Genomic DNA, 25,430 nt, shown 5'->3' on the forward strand with positions numbered 1-25,430 from the left:
AAAATCTGTTTCCACTCCGCGCACCAATTTGTTACCGAATGCCCCAGCGTGACGCAAAGCTTCGCTGCCGTGACAAATTCCCCGCGCTGCAACAAACCTCCGTAAGAAATTTCATCAAGCTTTGAAGCCTTGATTTACAAGGCTCGCACGCCCCGTGCAAAAAAAACCCAACCACTCCTGGCTAAAGTTGGCCGCTCGATTGCATATGCTTGTACATACAAGTAAAGATGTGTGCGTAAGACTTTGCACCATCCCTGTTCGCGCATCGATCGCCGAGGAGTCCTAGCTGTGACCAAGCCTACAAAATACCGTGACGTCGAAATCCGCGCCGCCCGCGGTAACAAGCTCACCGCCAAAAGCTGGCTGACCGAAGCGCCGCTGCGCATGCTGATGAACAACCTCGACCCACAAGTGGCCGAGAACCCCAAAGAACTGGTGGTGTACGGCGGTATCGGCCGCGCGGCGCGCAACTGGGAGTGCTACGACCAGATCGTCGAGAGCCTTACTAATCTGAACGACGACGAAACCCTGCTGGTGCAATCCGGTAAGCCGGTCGGCGTGTTCAAGACCCACAGCAACGCCCCACGCGTGCTGATTGCCAACTCCAATCTGGTACCGCACTGGGCCAGTTGGGAGCATTTCAACGAACTGGATGCCAAGGGCCTGGCCATGTACGGCCAGATGACCGCCGGCAGCTGGATCTACATCGGCAGCCAAGGCATTGTCCAAGGCACCTACGAAACCTTCGTGGAAGCCGGTCGCCAGCATTACAACAGTGACCTGACCGGTCGTTGGGTGCTCACCGCCGGCCTCGGCGGCATGGGCGGCGCGCAGCCATTGGCCGCGACGCTGGCCGGCGCCTGCTCGCTGAATATCGAGTGCCAGCAAGTCAGCATCGACTTCCGCCTGAACAGCCGCTACGTCGACGAGCAGGCTACCGACCTCGACGACGCCCTGGCGCGTATCGCCAAGTACACCAAGGAAGGCAAGGCCATCTCCATCGCGCTGCTGGGCAACGCCGCAGAGATCCTGCCGGAACTGGTCAAGCGTGGCGTGCGCCCGGACATGGTCACCGACCAGACCAGCGCCCACGACCCACTCAACGGATACCTGCCGGCCGGCTGGACCTGGGACGAATACCGCGCTCGCGCCAAGACCGAGCCGGCCGCCGTGATCAAGGCCGCCAAGCAGTCGATGGCCGTCCACGTCAAAGCCATGCTCGAATTCCAGAAGCAAGGCATCCCGACCTTCGACTACGGCAACAACATCCGCCAGATGGCCCAGGAAGAGGGCGTGGAAAACGCGTTCGACTTCCCAGGCTTCGTACCGGCCTACATTCGCCCACTGTTCTGCCGTGGCATCGGCCCGTTCCGTTGGGCGGCGCTGTCCGGTGACCCGCAAGACATCTACAAGACCGACGCCAAAGTCAAAGAACTGATCCCGGACGATGCCCACCTGCACAACTGGCTGGACATGGCCCGCGAGCGCATCAGCTTCCAGGGCCTGCCGGCACGTATCTGCTGGGTCGGCCTGGGCCAGCGTGCCAAGTTGGGCCTGGCGTTCAACGAAATGGTGCGCAGCGGCGAGCTGTCCGCGCCGGTCGTGATCGGCCGTGACCACCTGGACTCCGGCTCGGTCGCTAGCCCGAACCGCGAAACCGAAGCCATGCAGGACGGCTCCGATGCTGTGTCCGACTGGCCGCTGCTCAACGCCTTGCTTAATACCGCGAGCGGCGCGACCTGGGTGTCGCTGCACCACGGTGGTGGCGTGGGCATGGGCTTCTCCCAGCACTCGGGGATGGTGATTGTCTGCGACGGTACTGACGAAGCGGCCGAGCGGATTGCCCGCGTGCTGCACAACGACCCGGCGACCGGGGTGATGCGTCATGCGGATGCGGGTTACCAGATCGCTATCGACTGCGCCAAGGAACAAGGCCTGAACCTGCCGATGATCAAGTAACGGGTGGCGCAGTACCTGTGGGAGCTGGCTTGCCTGCGATGCAGACGACGCGGTCTGACAGTAAGACCGCGGTGATGCTATCGCAGGCAAGCCAGCGCCCACGGAAGAGCAAGATGCATACAAAACAATCCATCAGAGGTTGAACAACATGGCTGCAAACGACACCACCCCGTTGATCGAGAAACGTTCGATCGACTACATCCCGGAAGCGGAAAGACATGGTCGTCTATTCAGTCAATTCACCCTGTGGATGGGTGCCAACCTGCAGATCACTGCGATTGTCACCGGGGCGTTGGCCGTGGTGCTGGGCGGTGATGTGTTCTGGTCGTTGATCGGCTTGCTGATCGGTCAACTGATCGGCGGTGGCGTCATGGCGCTGCATGCGGCGCAAGGGCCCAAGCTTGGCCTGCCGCAGATGATTTCCAGCCGGGTGCAGTTCGGCGTGTACGGCGCGGCCATTCCGATCGTGTTGGTGTGCTTGATGTACCTGGGCTTCACCGCCACCGGCACCGTGCTGTCGGGCCAGGCGCTGGGCCAGTTGTTCGGGGTCAGCGACAGCGTCGGCATCCTGATCTTCGCCAGTGTCATCGTGCTGGTCACGGTGCTGGGTTACAGGGTGATCCACTTCATCGGCCGGGTCGCCAGCCTGATTGGCGTGGTTGCCTTTGTGTACCTGTTCAGCCGCTTGATGAGCCAGACCGACGTTGGCGCGCTCCTGCAGATCCGCCACTTCAGCTGGAGCAGTTTCCTGCTGGCCGTGTCGCTGGCGGCCTCCTGGCAGATTGCGTTCGGCCCTTACGTGGCGGATTACTCGCGTTACCTGCCGAGCCACACGTCATCGGTGAAAACCTTTCTCGCTGCTGGCGCAGGTTCGGTCATCGGTGCCCAAGTGGCGATGGTCCTCGGCGTGTTTGCCGCGGCCATGTCCAACGGGCAGTTTGCCGGCCACGAGGTGGCGTACATCGTTGGCTTGAGCGGCACGGGGGCTACCGCTGCGTTGCTGTACTTCAGCATCGCGTTCGGCAAGGTCACCATCTCGACGCTCAACTCCTACGGCAGCTTCATGTGCATCGCCACTATCATCAGCGGCTTTCGTGGGCGTCTGGAGGTCACGCGTCTGCAGCGTCTGGTGTTTGTGCTGATGATCGTCGGCACGGCCACGCTGATCGCGTTGCTCGGCCAGCATTCGTTCCTCGGTGCATTCAAGTCGTTCATCCTGTTCCTGCTGGCGTTCTTTACGCCCTGGAGCGCGATCAACCTGGTGGATTACTACTGCATCACCCGCGAGCGTTATGACGTGCCGGCGCTGGCCGACCCGAACGGTCGCTACGGCCGCTGGAACCTGCTGGGCATCAGCGTCTACGTATTCGGCGTGCTGGTGCAGTTGCCGTTCATCTCTACCAAGTTCTACACCGGCCCCCTGGTGGCCGCGCTGGGGGATGTGGATATCTCCTGGATCATCGGCCTGGTACTGCCGGCGGCCCTGTATTACGTGTGTGCAAAAAAATGGCACGGCACGGTACCCGATCACCTGATCCTGCCAAAAGAGCAGGGCGCTTCACCCACAACAAACGGGCTGGCTGCACAAGCCTGATGGGACGTGGACAGGGCAGGACGCCTACTGACTGCCGTAATCCATTTCATGATTGGGAGCGTCACAACAATGACTATGAATAAGACCTTGCTGGCTACTTTGTTCGCAGCTGGCGTGCTGGCAAGTGCCGGCGCCCAGGCGGCTGGTTGGTGCGAGTCGGGTAAACCGGTGAAATTCGCCGGCCTGAATTGGGAAAGCGGCATGTTGCTCACCGACATCCTGCAAACCGTGCTGGAAAAAGGCTACGACTGCAAAACCGACAGCTTGCCGGGCAATTCCATCACCATGGAAAACGCCCTGGGCAGTAACGACATCCAAGTGTTCGCCGAGGAGTGGGTAGGTCGCAGCGAGGTCTGGAACAAAGCCGAGAAGGCCGGCAAAGTCGTGGGCGTCGGTGCTCCGGTGGTCGGCGCGGTCGAAGGCTGGTACGTGCCGCGCTATGTGATCGAAGGCGACGCCAAGCGCAAGCTGGAAGCCAAGGCGCCGGACCTGAAAAACATCGCCGACCTGGCCAAGTACGCCTCGGTGTTCAAGGACCAGGAAGAGCCGTCCAAGGGCCGCTTCTACAACTGCCCGGCCGGCTGGACTTGCGAGCTGGACAACAGCGAAATGCTCAAGAGCTACGGCCTGGAAAGCACCTACACCAACTTCCGCCCGGGCACCGGCCCGGCGCTGGATGCAGCGGTGCTGTCGAGCTACAAGCGTGGCGAGCCGATCCTGTTCTACTACTGGTCACCGACACCGCTGATGGGCCAGGTCGATCTGGTCAAGCTGGAAGAAAAGCCCGGCGTGGACAAAACCGTGAGCATCAAGGTCGGTCTGTCCAAGACCTTCCACGAGCAAGCCCCCGAACTGGTGGCCGTGCTCGAAAAGGTCAACCTGCCCATCGACCTGCTGAACCAGAACCTGGGCCGCATGGCCAAGGAGCGTATCGAGTCGCCGAAACTGGCGAAAATTTTCCTCAAGGAACATCCTGAAGTCTGGCACGCCTGGGTGAGCGACGACGCAGCCAAGAAAATCGACGCGGCCTTGTAGGTCAAGTGTGCGCGGCTACCCTCAAGGGTGGCCGGGCGGCTGGCCACAACCCACTGGATCGAGAGCACGATATGTTTCCTGAGAGCTTTACCTTTTCCATCGCCGACTGGGTCAACGGTTGGGTGGACGCACTGGTCACCCACTACGGCGATGTGTTCCGGCACATCTCCGATACGCTGCTGTGGGCCATCGTCAACCTGGAAGGCCTGCTGCGCGCAGCGCCCTGGTGGCTGATGCTGGCCATCGTCGGCGGTATTGCCTGGCATGCCACCCGCAAGGTGGTGACCACGGCGGTGATTGTCGGTCTGCTGTTCCTGGTGGGCGCGGTTGGCCTGTGGGACAAGCTGATGCAAACCCTGGCATTGATGATGGTGGCCACGGTGATTTCGGTGTTGATCGGCATCCCCCTGGGCATCCTCTCGGCGCGCAGTAATCGCCTGCGTTCAGTGTTGATGCCGCTGCTGGACATCATGCAAACCATGCCCAGCTTCGTGTACCTCATCCCGGTGCTGATGCTGTTCGGCCTGGGCAAGGTCCCGGCGATTTTCGCCACGGTGATCTACGCCGCGCCGCCACTGATTCGCCTGACCGACCTGGGTATTCGCCAAGTCGATGGCGAAGTCATGGAAGCCATCAACGCCTTCGGCGCCAACCGCTGGCAGCAACTGTTCGGCGTGCAATTGCCGCTGGCGTTGCCGAGCATCATGGCCGGGATTAACCAGACCACCATGATGGCGCTGTCGATGGTGGTGATCGCCTCGATGATCGGCGCCCGTGGCTTGGGTGAAGACGTGCTCGTCGGCATCCAGACCCTCAACGTCGGCCGCGGCCTTGAAGCCGGGCTGGCGATCGTGATTCTCGCAGTGGTCATCGACCGCATTACCCAGGCTTATGGCCGCCCACGGCATGAGGCGAGCAAATGACGACTGTCAGCAAAATCGAAGTCAAAAACGTCTTCAAGATTTTCGGCGCACGCGCCAAGGATGCGCTGGCCATGGTCGGCCAGGGCAAGACCAAGGACCAGGTACTGGCCGAGACCGGTTGCGTGGTCGGCGTCAATGACCTGTCCCTGAGCATCGGCACCGGTGAGATCTTTGTCATCATGGGCTTGTCGGGTTCGGGCAAATCCACCCTGGTGCGCCACTTCAACCGCCTGATCGACCCCACCAGTGGCGCGATCCTGGTGGACGGCGAAGACATCCTGCAACTGGACATGGAAGCCCTGCGCCAATTCCGTCGGCACAAGATCAGCATGGTGTTCCAGAGCTTCGGCCTGCTGCCGCACAAGAGCGTGCTCGACAACGTTGCCTACGGCCTGAAAGTGCGTGGCGAAACCAAGCAAGTCTGCGCCGAACGTGCGTTGCACTGGATCGAAACAGTGGGCCTCAAAGGCTATGAAAACAAATATCCCCACCAGCTTTCTGGCGGTATGCGCCAGCGCGTGGGCCTGGCCCGCGCCTTGGCGGCCGACACCGATATCATCCTGATGGACGAAGCCTTCAGCGCCCTCGACCCGCTGATCCGCGCCGAGATGCAAGACCAATTGCTCGAGCTGCAAAAGACCCTGCACAAGACCATCGTGTTCATCACCCACGACCTCGACGAGGCCGTGCGCATCGGCAATCGCATTGCGATCCTCAAGGACGGCAAGCTGATCCAGGTCGGCACGCCGCGAGAGATCCTGCATTCGCCGGCGGATGAATATGTGGACCGGTTTGTTCAGCGGCGGGCGGCGGTGGTCTGACGGACGCCATCGCAGGCAAGCCAGCTCCCACATTTGATTGGGTTCACACAGTTCAAATGTGGGAGCCGGGCTTGCCCGCGATGACGCCGGCAATGCTGTAGAGATTATGAAGAGGTCAACGATGTCCCAGGCAACAACAATCATCATCGCCGACACCCCACTGCGCTGGCAGGACGTGGTCGCCGTCGCCCGCCACGGCGCCATGCTCGAACTGTCGGGCCACGCCTGGGCGCGCATCGACAATGCCCAAGCCATCGTGCAGCGCATCGTCACCAGCGGCGAGCGTGCCTATGGTGTCAACACCGGCCTGGGCGCGCTGTGCAACGTCTCGCTCAAGACCGAGCAACTGAGCCAACTGTCGCGCAATACGCTGTTGAGCCATGCCTGTGGTGTCGGCCCGGTGCTCAGCGATGAGCAAACCCGCGCGATCATCTGCGCGGCGATCATCAACTACAGCCATGGCAAGTCCGGCCTGCATCCGCAGGTGGTGCACGCGCTGCTGGCGTTGCTCAACCACGGCATCACCCCGCAAGTGCCGTCCCAAGGCTCGGTGGGGTACCTGACCCACATGGCCCATATCGGCGTGGCCCTGCTGGGCGTCGGCAATGTGAGCTACCGAGGCCAGATCGTCACGGCGCAACACGCGTTGCAGGCTGAAGGTTTGCAGCCGGTGGTACTCGGCGCCAAGGACGGCCTGTGCCTGGTCAATGGCACGCCGTGCATGACCGGCCTGAGCTGCCTGGCCCTGGCCGATGCACATCACTTGCTGCAATGGGCCGACGTGATCGGTGCCATGAGCTTCGAAGCCCAGCGCGGCCAGATCGACGCCTTTGACGAAGAAATCATTGCTCTCAAGCCGCATCCTGGCATGCAGCAAGTGGGTATCAACCTGCGTGCCTTGCTCGACGGCAGTGAGGTGATTGCCAGCAGTAAAGGTATTCGCACCCAGGATGCCTTGAGCATTCGCTCGATCCCGCAGATTCACGGCGCGGCCCGCGATCAGGTGGAACACGCCACGCGCCAGATCGAGACCGAACTCAACAGCGCCACCGACAACCCGCTGGTGCTGGGCACGCCAGACAGCTACCGCGTTGTGTCCCAGGCCAACCCCCACGGGCAGTCCGTCGCGATGGCGGCCGACATGCTCGCCATCGCCATCGCCGAGATCGGTTCGGTGGCCGAGCGTCGCCTGGACCGCCTGGTCAACCCGCATGTCAGCGGCCTGCCAGCCTTCCTGGTGAGCAACCCGGGGGTCAACTCCGGGATGATGATCGTGCAGTACGTCGCCGCGTCCTTGTGCGGGCAGAACCGCCAGTTGGCGCAACCCGCGGTGCTCGACAATTTCGTCACCTCGGGCCTGCAGGAAGACCACTTGAGCATGGGCACCAACGCCGCGCTCAAGCTGCACCAGGTGCTGGTCAACGTCACCCAGATTCTTGCCATCGAGTACCTGCTGGCGGCCCAGGCTTTCGAGTTTCTCAAGGACCAGCGCTTCGGTGCCGGTACCGACCGCGCCTGGCGATTGCTGCGCGAAGTGGTCCCTGCTTATGAACAGGACCGCTGGCTGGCGCCGGATATTGCCGCCGCTGCCCAGCTGCTTAAAGACACCGCATTACCGAATTTGCACTGAACACCTAAGAACAATTCACAAGGAGAATGAATGTGACTGCGCTAAACCTGATTCCAGGCCAACTGAGCCTCGCCCAACTGCGTGCCATCTACCAGCAGCCAGTAACCCTCAGCCTGGATGACAGCGCCTCGGCCCAGATCGAAGCCAGCGTTGCCTGCGTGGAGCAGATTCTCGCCGAGAACCGCACCGCCTATGGCATCAACACCGGTTTTGGCCTGTTGGCCTCGACGCGCATCGCCAGCGAAGACCTGGAAAACCTCCAGCGTTCCCTGGTGCTGTCCCACGCCGCCGGCGTCGGTGAGCCGATCAGCGATGCGCTGGTGCGACTGGTCATGGTGCTCAAGGTCAACAGCCTGAGCCGTGGCTTCTCCGGGATTCGTCGCCAGGTGATCGACGCGTTGATCGCGCTGATCAACGCCGAGGTGTACCCGCACATCCCACTCAAGGGGTCAGTGGGTGCTTCCGGTGACCTGGCGCCGTTGGCGCACATGTCCCTGGTACTGCTTGGCGAAGGCAAGGCACGCCACAAGGGCCAATGGCTGGAAGCCACCGAGGCGCTGAAAATCGCCGGCCTCACGCCGCTGACCCTGGCCGCCAAAGAAGGCCTGGCCCTGCTCAACGGCACCCAGGTGTCCACGGCCTATGCCCTGCGTGGCCTGTTCGAAGGCGAAGACCTGTTCGCCGGCGCCCTCGCTTGCGGCGGCCTCACTGTGGAGGCGGTACTGGGTTCGCGTTCGCCGTTCGATGCGCGTATTCATGCAGCGCGTGGCCAGCGTGGCCAGATCGACTCGGCAGCGGCCTATCGCGACCTGCTCGGTGAGAGCAGCCAGGTGTCCCAATCGCACCAGAACTGCGACAAGGTGCAAGACCCGTATTCCCTGCGTTGCCAGCCGCAGGTCATGGGTGCGTGCCTGACTCAATTGCGCCAGGCCGCCGAGGTGCTGGTGGTAGAAGCCAACGCAGTGTCGGATAACCCGCTGGTCTTTGCCGCCGAGGGTGACGTGATTTCCGGTGGCAACTTCCATGCCGAACCCGTGGCCATGGCCGCCGACAACATGGCGCTGGCCATTGCCGAAATCGGCTCCCTGAGCGAGCGCCGGATCTCGTTGATGATGGACAAGCATATGTCGCAACTGCCGCCGTTTCTGGTGGGCAATGGCGGGGTGAACTCCGGCTTCATGATCGCCCAGGTGACCGCCGCCGCGCTCGCCAGCGAGAACAAGGCGCTGGCCCATCCCCATAGCGTCGACAGCTTGCCGACTTCGGCCAACCAGGAAGACCACGTGTCCATGGCCCCGGCTGCGGGCAAGCGTTTGTGGGAAATGGCCGAGAACACCCGGGGCATCCTCGCGGTGGAATGGCTCGCGGCGTGCCAAGGCCTGGACCTGCGCGACGGCCTGAAGACCTCGCCCAAGCTGGAAAAAGCCCGTGGCATCCTGCGCGACAAGGTGGCGTTCTATGACAAGGACCGCTTCTTCGCCCCGGACATCAACGCCGCCAGCGAACTGCTCGCCAGCCGCTGCCTGAATGAGCTGGTGCCGGCCAAGTTGCTGCCAAGCCTCTAAGAGCGACATTGACCCATGTGGGAGCTGGCTTGCCTGCGATAGCGGTGTATCAGTCACCGATGCATTCACCGCTAGACAGCTATCGCAGGCAAGCCAGGTCCCACAGTTTGAATGTTTGCAGCTTTGAATTTTCTCGGGATAAGAATAACTAGGGAAGAGAAATGCACCAGCCAGAAAAAGGTTTGAAACGCGGGCTCAACGCCCGACATATTCGCTTCATGGCCCTGGGTTCCGCGATCGGCACCGGGCTGTTTTATGGCTCCGCCTCCGCCATCCAAATGGCTGGCCCTGCCGTGCTGCTGGCCTACCTGATCGGCGGCGCTGCTGTATTCATGGTGATGCGCGCCCTCGGTGAGATGGCCGTGCACAACCCAGTGTCTGGCTCCTTCGGCCACTATGCCAGCACCTACCTGGGGCCCATGGCCGGGTTTATCCTCGGCTGGACCTACGCCTTTGAAATGATCATCGTCTGCCTCGCCGACGTCACCGCGTTCGGCATCTACATGGGCTTCTGGTTTCCCGAAGTGGCCCGTTGGGTCTGGGTGCTGGGCATCGTGTTTTTGATCGGCGGCCTGAACCTGTGCAACGTCAAAGTCTTTGGCGAGATGGAGTTCTGGCTGTCGTTGCTCAAGGTCGGTGCCATTGTGGCGATGATCCTCGGCGGCTTTGGCATCATGTTGTTCGGCATTCACTCGGCGGGCGAAACCCAGGCCAGCGGACTGAGTAACCTGTGGGCCCATGGCGGCTTCATGCCCAACGGCATCGGTGGGCTGATCGCCTCGTTTGCCGTGGTGATGTTTGCCTTTGGTGGCATCGAAATCATCGGCATCACCGCCGGTGAAGCCAAGGACCCGCAGCGGGTGATCCCCAAGGCGATCAACGCGGTGCCGCTGCGTATCCTGTTGTTTTACGTGCTGACCCTGTTCGTGTTGATGGCCATCTACCCGTGGCCGCAGATCGGCAGCCAGGGCAGCCCGTTCGTGCAGATCTTCAGCAACCTGGGGATTGGCTCGGCGGCGACTATCCTCAACATTGTGGTGATCTCGGCGGCGGTGTCGGCCATTAACAGCGACATTTTCGGCGCCGGCCGCATGATGTACGGCCTGGCTCAACAAGGGCAGGCGCCGAAGGGCTTCGCGCAATTGTCCAAACAAGGCGTGCCATGGATGACCGTGGTGGTCATGGGCGCCGCTTTGCTCGGCGGTGTGGTGCTCAACTACCTGATCCCGGAAAACGTGTTCCTGCTGATTGCTTCGATTGCCACCTTCGCCACGGTGTGGGTATGGCTGATGATCCTGTTTACCCAGGTCGCCATGCGTCGCTCGATGACCAAGGCGCAGGTCGCCGAACTGAAATTCCCGGTGCCGTTCTGGCCCTATGCGCCGGCAGCGGCCATTGTTTTCATGCTGTTTGTGTTTGGTGTACTCAGTTACTTCCCGGATACCCAGGCGGCGTTGATGGTGGGCGCCGTGTGGATCGTGCTGCTGATCATCGCCTACTGGCTGTGGGTCAAGCCTGCCGCCGGGCAAACGGCCAAGGTCGATTACGACCCGGTTTTGTCTCATCGATAACTTAGGGAGGCGTTGATGAAAACGCTTTGGCAACACTGCCACGTCGCAACCATGGCCAACGGCAAATACTCGATCATCGAGGATGCCGCCATGGTGACTGCCGGCTCGCTCATCGAGTGGGTCGGCCCCCGCAGCCAGGCGCCAACCGCGGATTACGCCCAGGTGCATGACCTGCAAGGCGCGTGGGTCACCCCCGGGCTGATCGACTGTCACACCCATACGGTGTTTGGTGGCAATCGCAGTGGCGAATTCGAGCAGCGCCTCGAAGGTGTCAGCTACGCCGAGATCGCGGCCAAGGGCGGCGGCATTGCCAGCACGGTGCGCGCAACCCGTGCGGCGAGCGAAGATGAGCTGTTCTCAAGCGCTGAAAAGCGCCTGCGCAGTTTGCTGCGTGACGGCGTGACCACGGTGGAGATCAAGTCCGGCTACGGCCTGGACCTGGCCAACGAACGCAAGATGCTGCGTGTGGCCCGGCGCCTGGGTGAAGCACTGCCGGTCAGCGTGCGCGCCACCTGCCTGGCCGCCCACGCGTTACCGCCGGAGTACAAGGACCGCGCCGACGATTACATCGAGCACATCTGCAGCCAGATGCTGCCGGCCCTGGCGGCTGAGGGGTTGGTGGATGCGGTCGATGCCTTCTGTGAATACCTGGCGTTTTCCCCCGAGCAGGTTGAGCGGGTATTCAAGGTCGCCCAGCAACTTGGCCTGCCGGTGAAGCTGCACGCCGAGCAACTCTCGTCGTTGCATGGCTCAAGCCTGGCGGCGCGCTACCACGCGTTGTCGGCCGACCACCTGGAATTCATGACTGAAGAAGACGCCATCGCCATGGCTGCGGCCGGTACCGTCGCTGTGCTATTGCCGGGCGCGTTCTACTTTCTGCGTGAAACCCAGCTGCCGCCGATGGAGGCCCTGCGCAAGCACGGCGTGAAGATCGCCATCGCCAGCGACCTCAACCCCGGTACTTCACCGGCGCTGTCGGTGCGGCTGATGCTGAACATGGCCTGCACCCTGTTCCGCATGACCCCGGAAGAAGCCCTGGCTGGCGCCACGCAACACGCAGCCACCGCGTTGGGCCTGGGCGATACCCATGGTTCCCTGGAAGTGGGCAAGGTCGCGGATTTTGTCGCCTGGCAGATCGATCGCCCAGCCGACCTGGCCTACTGGCTGGGTGGCGAGCTGGATAAACGCGTTGTGCGCCACGGCGCCGACGTCACTGTTTGAGAGGATGCAGTTGTGGATAAGGTTCTGACATTCAAGCAAGGCCGCGTACCGCTGCTGATCAGCATGCCCCACGCCGGCCTGCGCCTCACCCCTGCGGTGGAGACTGGGTTGATCCCCGAGGCGCAAAGCCTGCCGGACACCGACTGGCATATCCCCCTGTTGTATGACTTTGCCGAAGAACTGGGCGCCAGCACCCTGGCTGCGGAGTACTCGCGGTTTGTCATCGACCTCAACCGGCCCTCCGACAACACGCCGCTGTATGCCGGCGCTACGACGGGCCTGTACCCCGAGACGCTGTTCGATGGCGTGCCGTTGTTCCGGGAAGGGCAAACGCCCTCCGAGGAGGAGCGGGCCAGTTACCTGCAAAAAATCTGGGGGCCGTACCACCGTCAACTGCAAGAAGAACTGGCACGTCTCAAGGCCGAGTTTGGCTATGCGCTGCTGTTCGACGCGCACTCGATCCGCTCGGTGATCCCACACCTGTTTGACGGCAAATTGCCGGACTTCAATTTGGGTACCTTCAACGGCGCTGCGTGCGACCCGCAGCTAGCCAGCCAGCTGGAAGCCATCTGCGCTCAGCATCCGCAATATACCCATGTGCTGAACGGGCGCTTCAAGGGCGGCCATATTACCCGTCATTATGGCAACCCCGCGCAGGATATCCACGCGGTGCAGCTGGAGTTGTGCCAGAGCACCTATATGGAGGAGTTCGAACCGTTCCGTTATCGCCCGGATTTGGCCGAGCCGACTCGGGTGGTGTTGAGGCAGTTGCTTGAAGGGCTGTTGGCTTGGGGACAGAAGCACTACCGGTAATTGTTGGTGCTGCTGCAATAGCTTTCGCGAGCAAGCCCGCTCCCACACTTGACCGCGCTCCATCATGGAATGCGCTCGAAATGTGGGAGGCTGGCTTGCCTGCGATAACGGTGGTTCAGCAACACGTTTATCAACTGACACACCGCCATCCCGGCAAAGGGCTGGCCCACGGTTGTTTGCGGGCACGCGGCCAGGTGCAGGAGGTGGATCGGCTGTATGACTATCTGCTCGGTTATCTGAGGTGCGAACTGCTGACACAGGTCTAAGTGCTCAAGGACATGCTCATTGCACAATTCGGGTTTATGATGCCAGACGGCAAAATAATAGACGTCCCCCCAGGGATGAACCCGACACCCTACGGAGCACGCAATGCAGACTTGGTACCCGCAGATCAAACCCTACGCCCGGCACGATCTGGCTGTCGATGACACCCACACCCTGTATGTCGATGAAAGTGGCTCCCCCGAAGGCTTGCCTGTCGTGTTCATCCATGGAGGTCCCGGCTCCGGTTGCGACGCCCAGAGCCGCTGCTATTTCGACCCGAACCTCTACCATATTGTCACCTTCGACCAGCGTGGCTGCGGCCGCTCTACGCCAAGGGCCAGCCTTGAGAACAACACCACCTGGGATCTGGTCGCCGACCTTGAACGCATCCGCGAGCATCTGGGCATCGACAAGTGGGTGCTGTTCGGCGGCTCCTGGGGCTCAACCCTGGCCCTGGCCTACGCGCAAACCCATCCCGAGCGTGTGCTCGGCCTGATCGTGCGCGGCATCTTCCTTGCCCGCCCCCAGGATATTCGCTGGTTCTACCAGGAGGGCGCGAGTCGCCTGTTCCCGGATTACTGGCAGGACTACGTGGCACCGATCCCGGTGGAAGAGCGCCACGACATGATCGCCGCTTACCACAAGCGACTGACCGGCAACGACCAGATCGCCCAGATGCATGCGGCCAAAGCCTGGTCGGGCTGGGAAGGCCGTATGTTGGGCCTGTGCCCGAGCCCGCAGCATGTGGAACGGTTTTCCGAGCCGCAGCGCGCCTTGTCCATCGCACGTATCGAGTGCCATTACTTCACCAACAACTCCTTCCTGGAACCCAACCAGCTGATTCGCGATATGCACAAGATCGCCCATCTGCCTGGCGTCATCATCCATGGCCGCTACGATATGATCTGCACGCTGGATAACGCTTGGGAGCTGCATCAGGCCTGGCCCAACAGCGAGTTGCAGGTGATCCGCGAAGCCGGGCATGCGGCGTCCGAGCCGGGCATTACCGACGCGCTGGTGCGTGCGACCGGCGAAATGGCCCGGCGCCTGCTCGACCTGCCGCCTGAAGAAGCATGAAGGGCCTGTTGCAGCGGGTGCGTGGCGCCCGGGTTGAGGTCGCAGGGGAGGTGGTAGGCTCGATTGACCAGGGTTTGCTGGTGCTGGTGGCCGTCGAGCCTTCAGATACGCCCGAAAGCGCCGACAAACTGCTGCACAAGCTGCTTAACTATCGGGTGTTCAGTGACGAGGAGGGCAAGATGAACCTGTCCCTCAAGGACATCGGCGGCGGTTTGCTGCTGGTGTCGCAGTTCACCCTGGCGGCGGATACCAAAAGCGGGCTACGGCCCAGCTTCTCCACAGCGGCTCCTCCGACCCTGGGAGCGGCGCTTTTTGAGCACTTGTTGTTACAAGCGCAACAATTGCATGGCAAGGTGGCTTCGGGGCGTTTTGGCGCGGATATGCAGGTGCACTTGGTCAATGATGGCCCTGTGACCTTCCTCTTACAGACATGAATGTATGAAAAACGACGTTAATGCCTAAAAACGCAGGGTTTCGCTACAAATACTTCACTGTCCCTGATGCGTTGTCTCGCGGGCTACTAGATAATCGCGCGCTACGGGGATCAGCGTTGTTTGGTCCATTTTTGACTTAGGTAGAGCCTTGTCCGACAACCGCATGGGGAATCATTTTGCCCCAGAGGAGTCGGAACATTGCTCGCCAACCTGGCATATAGATAGCTGGCCGTTGGTTTTTTGATCTGTTTTCGGCGAGGGTTGCTCGTGATTGTTAGTCCCTGTAATGCACCAAAATTGTCTGCCAAACGGTTACGAAACGCACTGGTGACGGGCTCTGCCCTGTTTTGCCTGTTCGGCGCGGGTCAACTGTGGGCGTTCAGTCTGGATGATGTGTCGGCCAAGGCAAAAGAGCTGGCTGGGCAGAAGTACGAAGCTCCGCGCAGCAATCTGCCGAACGAATTCCGCGAAATGAAATTTGCGGATTACCAGAAAATTCGTTTCCGCAATGAAAAAGCCGAGTGGGCCGATCAGAACACCCCGTTCAAGCTGTCCTTCTATCACCAGGGGATGCATTTCGATACCCCGGTGAAAATCAACGAAGTCACCGCCGATAGCGTGCACGAAATCAAGTACGACCCGACGCGTTTCGATTTCGGCGACGTGAAATTTGATCCTAAAGCCACCGAACAGCTGGGTTACGCCGGTTTCCGTGTGCTTTTCCCGATCAACAAGGCCGACAAGCAAGACGAAATCATGACCATGCTCGGCGCCAGCTATTTCCGCGTCGTAGGCAAGGACCAAGTGTATGGCCTGTCTGCCCGTGGCATGGCAATCGACACCGCGTTGCCGTCTGGCGAAGAATTCCCGCGTTTCACCGAGTTCTGGATCGAGCGTCCAAAGCCGGGTGACAAGCATTTGGTGATTTTCGCGCTACTGGATTCGCCACGCGCCACTGGCGCTTATCGTCTGATCCTGCGCCCTGGCACCGACACCGTGGTGGACGTCAAATCCCAGATGTACCTGCGTGACAAGGTCAGCAAGCTGGGCGTTGCGCCGTTGACCTCGATGTTCCTGTTCGGCGCCAACCAGCCGTCCAAGGTCCTCAACTACCGTCGCGAGCTCCACGATTCCAGCGGCCTGTCGATTCACGCCGGCAATGGCGAGTGGATCTGGCGTCCGCTGAACAACCCTAAACACCTGTCGGTCAGCAACTTCAGCGTCGAGAACCCGCGTGGGTTCGGCCTGCTGCAGCGTGGCCGCAACTTCAGCCACTACGAAGACCTGGACGACAACTACGACAAGCGCCCGAGCGCCTGGATCGAGCCTGAAGGTGACTGGGGCAAAGGCTCCGTCGACCTGGTCGAGATTCCGACCGCCGATGAGACCAACGACAACATCGTGGCCTTCTGGAGCCCGGCCGAGCTGCCGGAAGTCGGCAAGCCGCTGGACGTGGCTTACCGTCTGCACTGGACATTGGACGACGCGGCCTTCCATTCGCCGGACAGTGCCTGGGTCAAGCAGACCCTGCGTTCTACCGGTGACGTGAAGCAATCGAACCTGATCCGTCAGCCCGATGGCAGCGTGGCCTACCTGGTAGATTTCGAGGGCCCGTCCCTGAAGAAACTGCTGCCGGACGCTCCGGTACGTAGCCAGGTGAGCGTGGGTGATAACGCTGAACTGGTCGAAAACAGCGTGCGCTACAACGAACACACCAAAGGCTGGCGCCTGACCCTGCGTATGAAGATCAAGGACGCAAGCAAACCGACCGAAATGCGTGCGGCATTGGTGCAGGATATCGTGCAGCCTGAGCCTGAGTCGGTTTCCAACCATGTGCTCAAGGCCGACAAAGTCTTGGCCAAGCAGCATGAGAAGCAGGCCAAGAAAGACGCCAAGGACAAGGAAGCCAAACAGCCTGAGGCTGCCCCAGCCACACCGGAGCCGATCAAGACCGAGCAAGTCCTGACCGAAACCTGGAGCTATCAGTTGCCTGCCGATGAGTAATTCTCAAGTCAAGCCAGAGACTCTGTCCGAGTACCTGGCGCATCTACCCATGACGGCTGAGCAGCGCGCCGAGCTGGCGGGCTGCAAGTCCTTCAGCGAGTTGCACGAACGTCTGTCGTCCAAGACCTTCGACGCACCGACCGACGCTGCCCAAGCGTCGGTCGGCCGCCGCTTGACCCTCAACAGCGCCGAAGAGCTGCAAGACGCCGAGATGCTGGCGCTCGATGCCAGCGGTCGTGTGTGTCTCAAGGCCACGCCGCCGATTCGTCGGACCAAAGTGGTGCCCGAGCCTTGGCGCACCAACATCCTGGTGCGCGGTTGGCGCCGGATGACCGGCCGCACCAACCCGCCCAAGCCACCGAAAGATGAGCGGGTATTGCCGGCTGCGCGCTGGCGTACCGTGGGCTCGATCCGTCGTTACATCCTGCTGGTGCTGATGCTGGGCCAGACCATCGTGGCCGGCTGGTACATGAAAGGCATCATGCCGTACCAGGGCTGGTCGCTGGTCGACTTCGACGAGATTCGCAACCAGACCCTGCTGCAAACCGCTACCCAGGTACTGCCTTACGCGCTGCAAACCAGCATCCTGATCATGTTCGGGATTCTGTTCTGCTGGGTGTCGGCCGGTTTCTGGACTGCGCTCATGGGCTTCCTGGAGCTGCTGACCGGTCACGATAAATACCGTATTTCCGGTAAAAGTGCCGGTGACGAGCCGATTCCGAAAGATGCGCGCACCGCCCTGGTGATGCCGATCTGTAACGAAGACGTGCCGCGTGTATTCGCCGGCTTGCGTGCAACGTTCGAATCGGTGGCCGCGACCGGTGACCTGGATCGCTTCGATTTCTTCGTGCTCAGCGACAGTAACGACGCCGACATCTGCATCGCCGAACAGCAAGCCTGGCTCGACGTATGCCGCGAAGCCGGTGGCTTCGGCAAGATCTTCTACCGCCGTCGTCGCCGCCGCGTTAAGCGCAAGAGCGGCAACCTCGACGACTTCTGCCGTCGTTGGGGTGGTGACTACAAGTACATGGTCGTTCTCGACGCTGACTCCGTGATGAGCGGCGAGTGCCTGACCAGCCTGGTGCGCCTGATGGAAGCCACGCCGGATGCCGGGATTATCCAGACCGCGCCGCGTGCGTCGGGCATGGACACCCTGTATGCGCGCATGCAGCAGTTCGCCACTCGCGTGTACGGCCCGCTGTTTACCGCCGGCCTGCACTTCTGGCAGTTGGGTGAATCCCACTACTGGGGCCACAACGCCATTATCCGTATGAAGCCGTTTATCGAGCACTGCGCCCTGGCGCCGCTGCCCGGTAAAGGCGCGTTTGCCGGTGCGATCCTCTCCCACGACTTCGTTGAAGCCGCGCTGATGCGCCGTGCCGGCTGGGGCGTGTGGATTGCCTACGACCTGCCGGGCAGCTACGAAGAACTGCCGCCGAACCTGCTGGACGAACTCAAGCGTGACCGTCGCTGGTGCCACGGTAACCTGATGAACTTCCGCCTGTTCCTGGTTAAAGGCATGCACCCGGTGCACCGTGCGGTGTTCCTGACCGGCGTGATGTCTTATCTGTCGGCGCCGTTGTGGTTCTTCTTCCTGGTGCTGTCCACGGCCTTGCTGGCGGTGAACACGCTGATGGAGCCGCAGTACTTCATGGCCCCGCGCCAGTTGTACCCGCTATGGCCACAATGGCACCCGGACAAGGCGGTGGCGCTGTTCTCCACCACCATCGTGCTGCTGTTCCTGCCTAAACTGCTCAGCATCATCTTGATCTGGGCCAAGGGCGCCAAAGAGTTCGGTGGCAAGTTCAAGGTAACCCTGTCGATGCTGCTGGAGATGTTGTTCTCCATGCTGCTGGCGCCGGTGCGGATGATTTTCCACACCCGTTTCGTCCTCGCCGCGTTCCTCGGTTGGGCCGCTACCTGGAACTCGCCGCAACGTGACGACGACTCCACGCCCTGGAGCGAAGCGGTTAAGCGCCACGGTCCGCAAACCGTGCTGGGCTTCCTGTGGGCGCTGCTGGTGGTGTGGCTGAACCCGAGCTTCCTGTGGTGGCTGGTGCCGATTGTCGGCTCGCTGATGCTGTCGATCCCGGTGTCGGTGATTTCCAGCCGGGTCAAGTTGGGCCTCAAGTCCCGCGACGAGAGCCTGTTCCTGATCCCTGAGGAATACAACCCGCCGCAGGCCCTGCTGTCGACCGAGAAGTACACCCACGAAAACCGTTGGCACGCCCTCAACGACGGCTTCGTGCGTTCGGTGGTCGACCCGCAGCAGAACGCTCTGGCCTGCGCCTTGGCGACCTCGCGGCACCGTGAGGCCGAGCCCATCGAGTACCTGCGCATGGAGCGTGTTCGCCACGCGTTGAAAGTCGGCCCGGCTGGCCTCAACAACAGCGAACGCCTGGCCTTGCTCAGCGATCCGGTGGCCTTGGCTCGTCTGCATGAGCAGGTGTGGAGCGAAGGTCACGCCGAGTGGCTAGGCGCTTGGCGTGCCTCGATCAAGGCCGATCCGCACGCGCCATTGCTGCCCCTGCAACCACAGTCGCCCCAGGCCCAGCCGGCCTGATTCAGGCACCCCCGAAGGCTCACTTCGGGGGGTGTTTCAAACGTTGGTCCTACAGCGTTTTTAGCCTCTTCCTTTTATCGCTAACTCCTTGTTATTTCGAAACAAAAGACCTTTGTTCGAAGCGTATTGCCGTGCCTGCGGCTGGGTTAGGATCGCCCCCCAAATTGGACTCGCTGCGGGGGCATTCATGATCAAAAGGTATTGTTTGGCATTGCTGATGGGCTTTTTCCTGGGGGGACAGGCAGGCCTGCTTTACGCCGGCGCGCTGGACAATGCTGTGCACCGCGGCGTGCTTAAGGTCGGCACCACCCCCAATAACGTGCCCTTCGAAATGCTCGATAAGCAGGGGCGCATCGTCGGCTTTGAAATTGACTTGCTCCACGCCATGAGCCGCGCGCTGGGCGTAGAGCTTGAATTGGTAGCGGTGCCCTACACGGAGTTGTTGTCGGGGCTGATGGCGAACAAGTTTGATCTGATTGGCAGCGGCATGACGGTCACTCAGGAGCGCAACCTCAAGCTCAACTTCAGTGACTCGTTTATCGTGGTGGGCCAGACTGTGCTACTGCATCCGCGCTTGGGCGGGAAAGTGTCCAGTATTGAAGAGCTGGACGATCCCAGTTACCGCGTCGTTGCAACCCAAGGCACCACCGGCGAAGCCGCGGCACAGCGCTTTCTCCTATCAGCGCGGCTCAACAGTGTGGCCAACCCGGAAGAAGGCGTGCGGCAGGTGGTGGAAGGCAAGGCCGATGCTTTTATCCATGATGCGCCCTACAACCTGATCGCGATGAGTCGGCCGCAGAACAGTGCATTGTTGGTACTGGAGCAACCCTTCACCTTTGAGCCTTTGGCGTTTGGCCTGAAAAAAGGCGATTACGACAGCCTCAATTGGATCAACCATTTTCTCAACCAGATCGCCCAGGACGGCACCTACGATCGCCTGCATGACAAGTGGTTCAGGGACACGGCCTGGATAGCCGAGATCGACTGATCGTCATAACTGCTTACACATCCATCCCTAATCGAGAGGTCGCGCGCAAGCGTCTGCCTCTGTGCCTGGCCGGCTCGCTGTCAGTGTTTTGCGACACACGCCGATAACATTTACCGGTGAAACCTTTGTGGCGGACAACGAGTGGGTTAGGATCGCACCCCGAAATGGCGCAGCCCTTCTGTGCGCCCACCTTATAAGAATCGTTCAGGGGTCTTGATGATGAAAAAGTATCTTTCGATGCTGATGTTCGGTGTCACCGCGCTGGTCGCCGCCACTGCGGCCCAGGCCGGCGCCATTGATGAGGCGGTCAAGCGCGGCACGTTGAAAGTCGGTATGGACCCCACCTACATGCCGTTCGAAATGACCGACAAGCGCGGCGAAATCATCGGTTTCGAAGTGGACATCCTCAAGGCTATGGCCAAGTCCATGGGCGTCAAGCTGGAGCTGGTGTCCACCGGGTACGACGGCATCATCCCGGCCTTCCTGACCGGCAAGTTCGACATGATTGGCAGCGGCATGACCCTGACCCAGGAACGCAACCTGCGCCTGAACTTCAGCGAACCCTTCATCGTGGTCGGCCAGACGCTGCTGATCCGCAAGGAGCTGGAAGGCACCATCAAGTCCTACAAAGACCTGAACGACGAGAAATACCGCCTGACCTCCAAGCTCGGCACCACCGGTGAGATGGTTGCCAAGAAGCTGATCTCCAAGGCCAAGTACCACGGCTACGACAACGAGCAGGAAGGCGTGCTCGACGTGGTCAACGGCAAGGCTGATGCGTTCGTCTACGACGCACCGTACAACGTGGTGGCCGAAAAGAAGGTCGGGAACGGCAAGCTGGTGTTCCTGGAAGAACCCTTCACCTTTGAACCTCTGGCGTTCGGTTTGAAGAAAGGCGATTACGACAGCATCAACTTCATCAACAACTTCCTGCACCAGATCCGTAACGACGGCACCTACGATCGCATCCATGACAAGTGGTTCAAGAGCTCCGAGTGGCTCAAGGACATGGAATAAGGCCTGACACCGAGTTGCCTGCATCGCAGGCAAGCCAGCTCCCACATTTGACTGTATTCACACATCAACCTGTGGGAGCGGGCTTGCCCGCGATGGCGGCCTATCAGGCGACACCTATGCGGAAAGTGAAATGAAACATAAAAAAGCCCAATGGCCCTGGCACCTGCTGACGGTGGTGGTGCTGGTCGGCCTGGCGGGTGCCTTGTACTACGCCACGTCGTTGATGTCCTACGAGTGGCGCTGGAACCGCGTCCCCCAATACTTCGCCTATCAAGCCGAAACCTCCCAGCGCGCCGCGGATATTTCCACCGTGGTCGAGTTGGTGCGCAAAGGCGATATGGCCGAAGTCACCCTGCGCAACGACGCCGGAGTGGAACAAAAGCTCACAGTCGCCGATAACAGCCTGCAAGTGGCGCGCGGCGATGATGTGGCTGAAGGCGATGTGGTCGGCGTGACTCGGCAATGGGCACTGGGGCCGTTGATGTGGGGCTTGTGGACCACGCTGTGGCTGTCGGTGGTGTCCGGCATCCTGGGCTTGGCGATTGGCTTGGCGACCGGGCTGTGCCGGCTGTCGAAAAACCCCACCTTGCGCGACCTGTCGACAATCTACGTCGAGCTGGTGCGGGGCACGCCGCTGCTGGTGCAGATCTTCATTTTCTATTTCTTTATCGGCACGGTGCTCAACCTGTCCCGGGAGTTTGCCGGGATTGCCGCGCTGTCGTTGTTCACGGGTGCCTACGTGGCAGAAATCGTGCGCGCCGGCGTGCAGTCCATCACCCGTGGCCAGGACGAAGCGGCGCGCTCCCTGGGCTTGAGTGCCAGCCAGTCGATGCGCCACGTGGTGCTGCCGCAGGCCTTCAAGCGCGTGCTGCCGCCCCTGGCCGGGCAATTTATCAGCCTGGTCAAGGACACGTCCCTGGTGTCGGTGATCGCGATTACCGAGTTGCTCAAGAGCGGCCGCGAAGTGATCACCACCTCGTTCTCGCCGTTTGAAATCCTGTTTTGTGTGGCGGGCTTGTACCTGCTGATCAACCTGCCGCTGTCGAAGATGGCCAGCCGGCTTGAGCGGAGGCTTGCCCAAAGTGATTGAAGTACGCGATCTGGTAAAGGTCTTCGATACCCGTGGGCAGGTGGTGCGCGCGGTGGATCATGTCACCACCCAAGTGGCCAAGGGCGAGGTGCTGGTGGTGATCGGTCCCTCGGGTTCCGGCAAGTCCACCTTTCTGCGCTGCCTTAACGGCTTGGAGGAATTCGACTCGGGTTCGGTGAGCATCGACGGCCTGCAACTGGCCGACCCGAAGACCGACGTGAATGCCTACCGCCGTGAAGTCGGCATGGTGTTCCAGCACTTCAACCTGTTCCCTCACATGACCGTGCTGGAAAACCTGTGCCTGGCGCAAAAGGTCGTGCGCAAGCGCGGCAAGCAAGAGCGGGAGGCCAAGGCCCTGGCGCTGCTGGAAAAGGTCGGTATAGCGCAGAAAGCCCGCGAGTTTCCATCGCGCCTGTCTGGCGGCCAGCAGCAGCGGGTTGCCATTGCTCGGGCCCTGGCCATGGATCCCAAGGTGATGCTGTTTGACGAGCCCACCTCGGCCCTCGACCCGGAAATGGTCGGTGAAGTGCTGGACGTGATGAAGACCCTGGCCCTGGAAGGCATGACCATGGTGTGCGTCACCCACGAGATGGGCTTTGCCCGGGAAGTGGCAGACCGGGTGTTGTTTTTCGATCACGGCAAATTGCTGGAAGACGCCGCGCCGGCGGAGTTCTTCAATGCGCCAAAAGACCCACGCGCCCAAGCCTTCCTGCGCCAGGTGCTATGACTGTAGGAGCGAGCTTGCTCGCGAAAAACGTCAACGAGAACGCCACGCACCCTGAATGAACGCGGCGGCCTTGGGTTTATCGCGAGCAAGCTCGCTCCTACAGTGGCGGTGTTTCAGAGCTTGAATTTGTCGACCAGCGTCTGCAAGTCCAGGCTCAACCTCGCCAACTGAACACTCGCCGCCGCCGTTTCCTCGCTGGCGGCGGCGGTTTGTTCCGACACGTCCCGTACCTTCAGCACACTGCGGTTGATCTCCTCGGCTACAGCGCTTTGCTGTTCCGCTGCGGCGGCGATCTGCGGGTTCATTTCCTGGATGATCGACACCGTGCGGGCAATGGCGATCAGGGCGTCGCCGGCGTCGCGGGTCAGGGTGACGCTGTTATCGGTCAGGTTACGGCTGCTGTCCATGATATCCGCCACCTGCTGGGTGCCGTTATGCAGGCCGAGGATCAGCCCTTCGATCTCCTCGGCCGATTCCTGAGTGCGTTGGGCCAGGCTGCGCACTTCGTCGGCGACCACCGCAAAGCCTTGGCCGGCAGCGCCCGCACGCGCCGCTTCAATGGCTGCGTTCAGGGCCAGCAGGTTGGTCTGCTGAGAAACAGACTTGATCACATCCAGCACACTGGCGATCTTCTGGCTCTCTTGTTGCAGCGCGAGCATCGCACGGCCCGACAGCGCCATTTCACTGGCCAGGTTGCCAATCTGCTCCATAGCCTGGGTGACCACCTGCTCACCGGCGCCGGCCTGATGGTCGGCTTCTTGGGCCGCCAGCGAGGCGCGTTCGGCGTGGCGCGCCACTTCCTGGGCAGTGGCGAGCATTTCATTCATTGCCGTCGCCACCTGGTCGGTTTCATCTTTCTGCTCGTTGAGCCCGCTGCGGGTCTGCTCGGTGACGGTGGATAACTGCGTGGCCGCTCCGGCGATCTGCCGGGCGCTGTCACCGATACTGCTGATCAGGCTACGCAGGCTGCGGGTCATTTGCCCGATGCTTTGCTGCAACTGGCCGAGTTCATCGCGACGGTCGACCGCCATGTCGTGGCTGAGGTCGCCTTCGGCAATGCGGCGTGCGGCGCCAAGGATCTCCCGCAGTGGTACCGCAATCTGCCGGGCGATCCACCAGGCGGCCAGCGCGCCCAGGGCCAGGGCGGCCACTGTCACGCTCATCAGCAATGTGCGGGTGTGGTCTGCCTCGCTGTTGCGCTTGGTGTTCTGGCTTTGGCTCAACTGGTTACTGTTGTCGCGCAGGTCATCGAGTTGCTGTTCGAAGCGGTTTTGCACGGTCTCCACGTTGAGCTGGGCTTCCTTGAGCTCGATCAACTGCTCGCGATAGTTAGCCAGGTCGGTCTTGAGCAGTGCTGAGTCCACGGGCAGCGCTGTTACTGCCAGTTGCGCGGTCTCCAGGGCGTCAAGGGCCTTGCCGATGGCCTCTGTATACATTGCCAGCGATTGCGCGGCCCAGGCGGGGCTCTGGGCGCGATCTTCGGCCAGCTCCATGGCCTGCCGCAGTTGCTCAATGGCATCAAGGGCCTTTTCGTCGTTCTGATCAGGCAGGTCACTGGCAAATTGGGCGAGGGTATCGCTGGCTTGCAGGGCGACTTTTTTCAGCACCGGGCGGATGCGCTCACGCTGTTCGACCAAGGGCGGAAGTTGCGTCAGGGCCGCCTTGAAGTGGCTTGCAAGGCTCTTGGCTTCTTCAAGTCGCTGCAGGTCAGCCGGGTCTTTCAGGCGGTTTGATAGGTCGGCCAAGTGCTGGTCCATCCGTTCAATCTTCGCGGCCATTTTGCTCAGGCTATCGCTGTCTGTCAGGGTGCGGTACACGATGCGGTCGGCGCGCATGGCCTCGGCGTCAACGGCCAATTGACCCAGGGTCGTCAGGCTATTGGATCGGTAAAGCACGGCGTTCAAGGCTTGCCAGCCCGTAGCGGCGATCAGGAAACTGAGGATCAGCACTTGGCCAAAACCCAGGGCGAGCTTGAGGCGGACGCTGGCATTGACCAGCACGCGGGTTAGCCGAGAAAACATGGTGAACCTCCGAATCAGAGAAAGCATTTCGCAACACATGAAACGCTAATTCGATTCGGGGCCGTGGAGGGCTGATAACTGCGTAGGAAATTTCACAAGTTACGGCGGCTTTG

General features: G+C 61.1%; 18 protein-coding genes and 2 pseudogenes. 19 read left to right on the forward strand and 1 reads right to left on the reverse strand.

What is annotated here, in order from left to right; translation table 11 throughout:
- Positions 1 to 288 precede the first annotated feature (288 nt).
- The 19 genes and pseudogenes from hutU to JMV15_RS12725 all read left to right on the forward strand — a co-directional run bounded on the left by hutU (position 289) and on the right by JMV15_RS12725 (position 23,296).
- Positions 289 to 1,959: a urocanate hydratase gene (gene hutU / locus JMV15_RS12640; protein ID WP_014716533.1), complete on the forward strand. Its 1,671-nt coding sequence runs from the start codon at positions 289 to 291 to the stop codon at positions 1,957 to 1,959.
- Positions 1,960 to 2,107: 148 nt separating this feature from the next.
- Positions 2,108 to 3,553: a purine-cytosine permease family protein gene (locus tag JMV15_RS12645; RefSeq protein ID WP_014716534.1), complete on the forward strand. Its 1,446-nt coding sequence runs from the start codon at positions 2,108 to 2,110 to the stop codon at positions 3,551 to 3,553.
- Positions 3,554 to 3,622: 69 nt separating this feature from the next.
- Positions 3,623 to 4,588 carry an ABC transporter substrate-binding protein gene (locus JMV15_RS12650; protein WP_014716535.1) on the forward strand — a complete coding sequence of 322 codons (966 nt, stop codon included), beginning with the start codon at positions 3,623 to 3,625 and terminating at the stop codon, positions 4,586 to 4,588.
- 71 nt (positions 4,589 to 4,659) lie between these two features.
- On the forward strand, positions 4,660 to 5,511 hold the full coding sequence (locus tag JMV15_RS12655) for an ABC transporter permease (protein WP_014716536.1): 852 nt from the start codon (positions 4,660 to 4,662) through the stop codon (positions 5,509 to 5,511).
- A complete protein-coding gene (locus tag JMV15_RS12660; protein ID WP_014716537.1) occupies positions 5,508 to 6,332 on the forward strand; it encodes a quaternary amine ABC transporter ATP-binding protein in 825 nt (274 codons plus the stop codon). Before JMV15_RS12655 ends, JMV15_RS12660 begins: the two co-directional genes overlap by 4 nt.
- 121 nt (positions 6,333 to 6,453) lie before the next feature.
- Positions 6,454 to 7,962 carry a histidine ammonia-lyase gene (hutH, locus tag JMV15_RS12665; protein WP_014716538.1) on the forward strand — a complete coding sequence of 503 codons (1,509 nt, stop codon included), beginning with the start codon at positions 6,454 to 6,456 and terminating at the stop codon, positions 7,960 to 7,962.
- Between the two features lie 26 nt (positions 7,963 to 7,988).
- Positions 7,989 to 9,527, forward strand: coding sequence for a histidine ammonia-lyase (gene hutH, locus JMV15_RS12670; protein WP_020302387.1), 1,539 nt, complete (start codon positions 7,989 to 7,991; stop codon positions 9,525 to 9,527).
- A 161-nt stretch (positions 9,528 to 9,688) separates the two neighbouring features.
- Entirely contained in the window at positions 9,689 to 11,098 is a 1,410-nt protein-coding gene (locus JMV15_RS12675) for an amino acid permease (protein ID WP_019820004.1), read from the forward strand.
- Between the two features lie 15 nt (positions 11,099 to 11,113).
- On the forward strand, positions 11,114 to 12,319 hold the full coding sequence (gene hutI / locus JMV15_RS12680) for an imidazolonepropionase (RefSeq protein ID WP_014716541.1): 1,206 nt from the start codon (positions 11,114 to 11,116) through the stop codon (positions 12,317 to 12,319).
- Positions 12,320 to 12,331: 12 nt separating this feature from the next.
- On the forward strand, positions 12,332 to 13,132 hold the full coding sequence (hutG, locus tag JMV15_RS12685; RefSeq protein ID WP_019820006.1) for an N-formylglutamate deformylase: 801 nt from the start codon (positions 12,332 to 12,334) through the stop codon (positions 13,130 to 13,132).
- A gap of 146 nt (positions 13,133 to 13,278) precedes the next feature.
- Positions 13,279 to 13,398, forward strand: a pseudogene (locus JMV15_RS28370) (alpha/beta hydrolase); the annotation flags it as partial.
- A gap of 103 nt (positions 13,399 to 13,501) precedes the next feature.
- Entirely contained in the window at positions 13,502 to 14,473 is a 972-nt protein-coding gene (pip, locus tag JMV15_RS12690; RefSeq protein WP_014716544.1) for a prolyl aminopeptidase, read from the forward strand.
- Positions 14,470 to 14,907: a D-aminoacyl-tRNA deacylase gene (gene dtd, locus JMV15_RS12695; protein WP_014716545.1), complete on the forward strand. Its 438-nt coding sequence runs from the start codon at positions 14,470 to 14,472 to the stop codon at positions 14,905 to 14,907. The genes pip and dtd overlap by 4 nt, the downstream gene beginning before the upstream one ends.
- Positions 14,908 to 15,174: 267 nt before the next feature.
- Positions 15,175 to 16,911, forward strand: a complete 1,737-nt coding sequence (locus JMV15_RS12700) for a glucan biosynthesis protein G (protein ID WP_014716546.1) — start codon at positions 15,175 to 15,177, stop codon at positions 16,909 to 16,911.
- Positions 16,904 to 19,482, forward strand: a pseudogene (gene mdoH / locus JMV15_RS12705) (glucans biosynthesis glucosyltransferase MdoH); the annotation flags it as partial. The gene JMV15_RS12700 and the pseudogene mdoH, both read left to right, overlap by 8 nt.
- A gap of 179 nt (positions 19,483 to 19,661) precedes the next feature.
- Positions 19,662 to 20,462: a transporter substrate-binding domain-containing protein gene (locus JMV15_RS12710; protein ID WP_014716548.1), complete on the forward strand. Its 801-nt coding sequence runs from the start codon at positions 19,662 to 19,664 to the stop codon at positions 20,460 to 20,462.
- A 219-nt stretch (positions 20,463 to 20,681) separates the two neighbouring features.
- Positions 20,682 to 21,479: a transporter substrate-binding domain-containing protein gene (locus JMV15_RS12715; RefSeq protein WP_014716549.1), complete on the forward strand. Its 798-nt coding sequence runs from the start codon at positions 20,682 to 20,684 to the stop codon at positions 21,477 to 21,479.
- Between the two features lie 130 nt (positions 21,480 to 21,609).
- Positions 21,610 to 22,569, forward strand: coding sequence for an amino acid ABC transporter permease (locus JMV15_RS12720; RefSeq protein WP_014716550.1), 960 nt, complete (start codon positions 21,610 to 21,612; stop codon positions 22,567 to 22,569).
- Positions 22,562 to 23,296: an amino acid ABC transporter ATP-binding protein gene (locus tag JMV15_RS12725; protein WP_014716551.1), complete on the forward strand. Its 735-nt coding sequence runs from the start codon at positions 22,562 to 22,564 to the stop codon at positions 23,294 to 23,296. The genes JMV15_RS12720 and JMV15_RS12725 overlap by 8 nt, the downstream gene beginning before the upstream one ends.
- 113 nt (positions 23,297 to 23,409) lie before the next feature.
- Here JMV15_RS12725 and JMV15_RS12730 read toward each other — a convergent pair whose 3' ends face one another.
- Positions 23,410 to 25,317, reverse strand: coding sequence for a methyl-accepting chemotaxis protein (locus tag JMV15_RS12730; protein WP_014716552.1), 1,908 nt, complete (start codon positions 25,315 to 25,317; stop codon positions 23,410 to 23,412).
- Positions 25,318 to 25,430: the final 113 nt, after the last annotated feature.

Source organism: Pseudomonas paracarnis, from assembly GCF_904063055.1.
GTDB lineage: Bacteria > Pseudomonadota > Gammaproteobacteria > Pseudomonadales > Pseudomonadaceae > Aquipseudomonas > Aquipseudomonas paracarnis.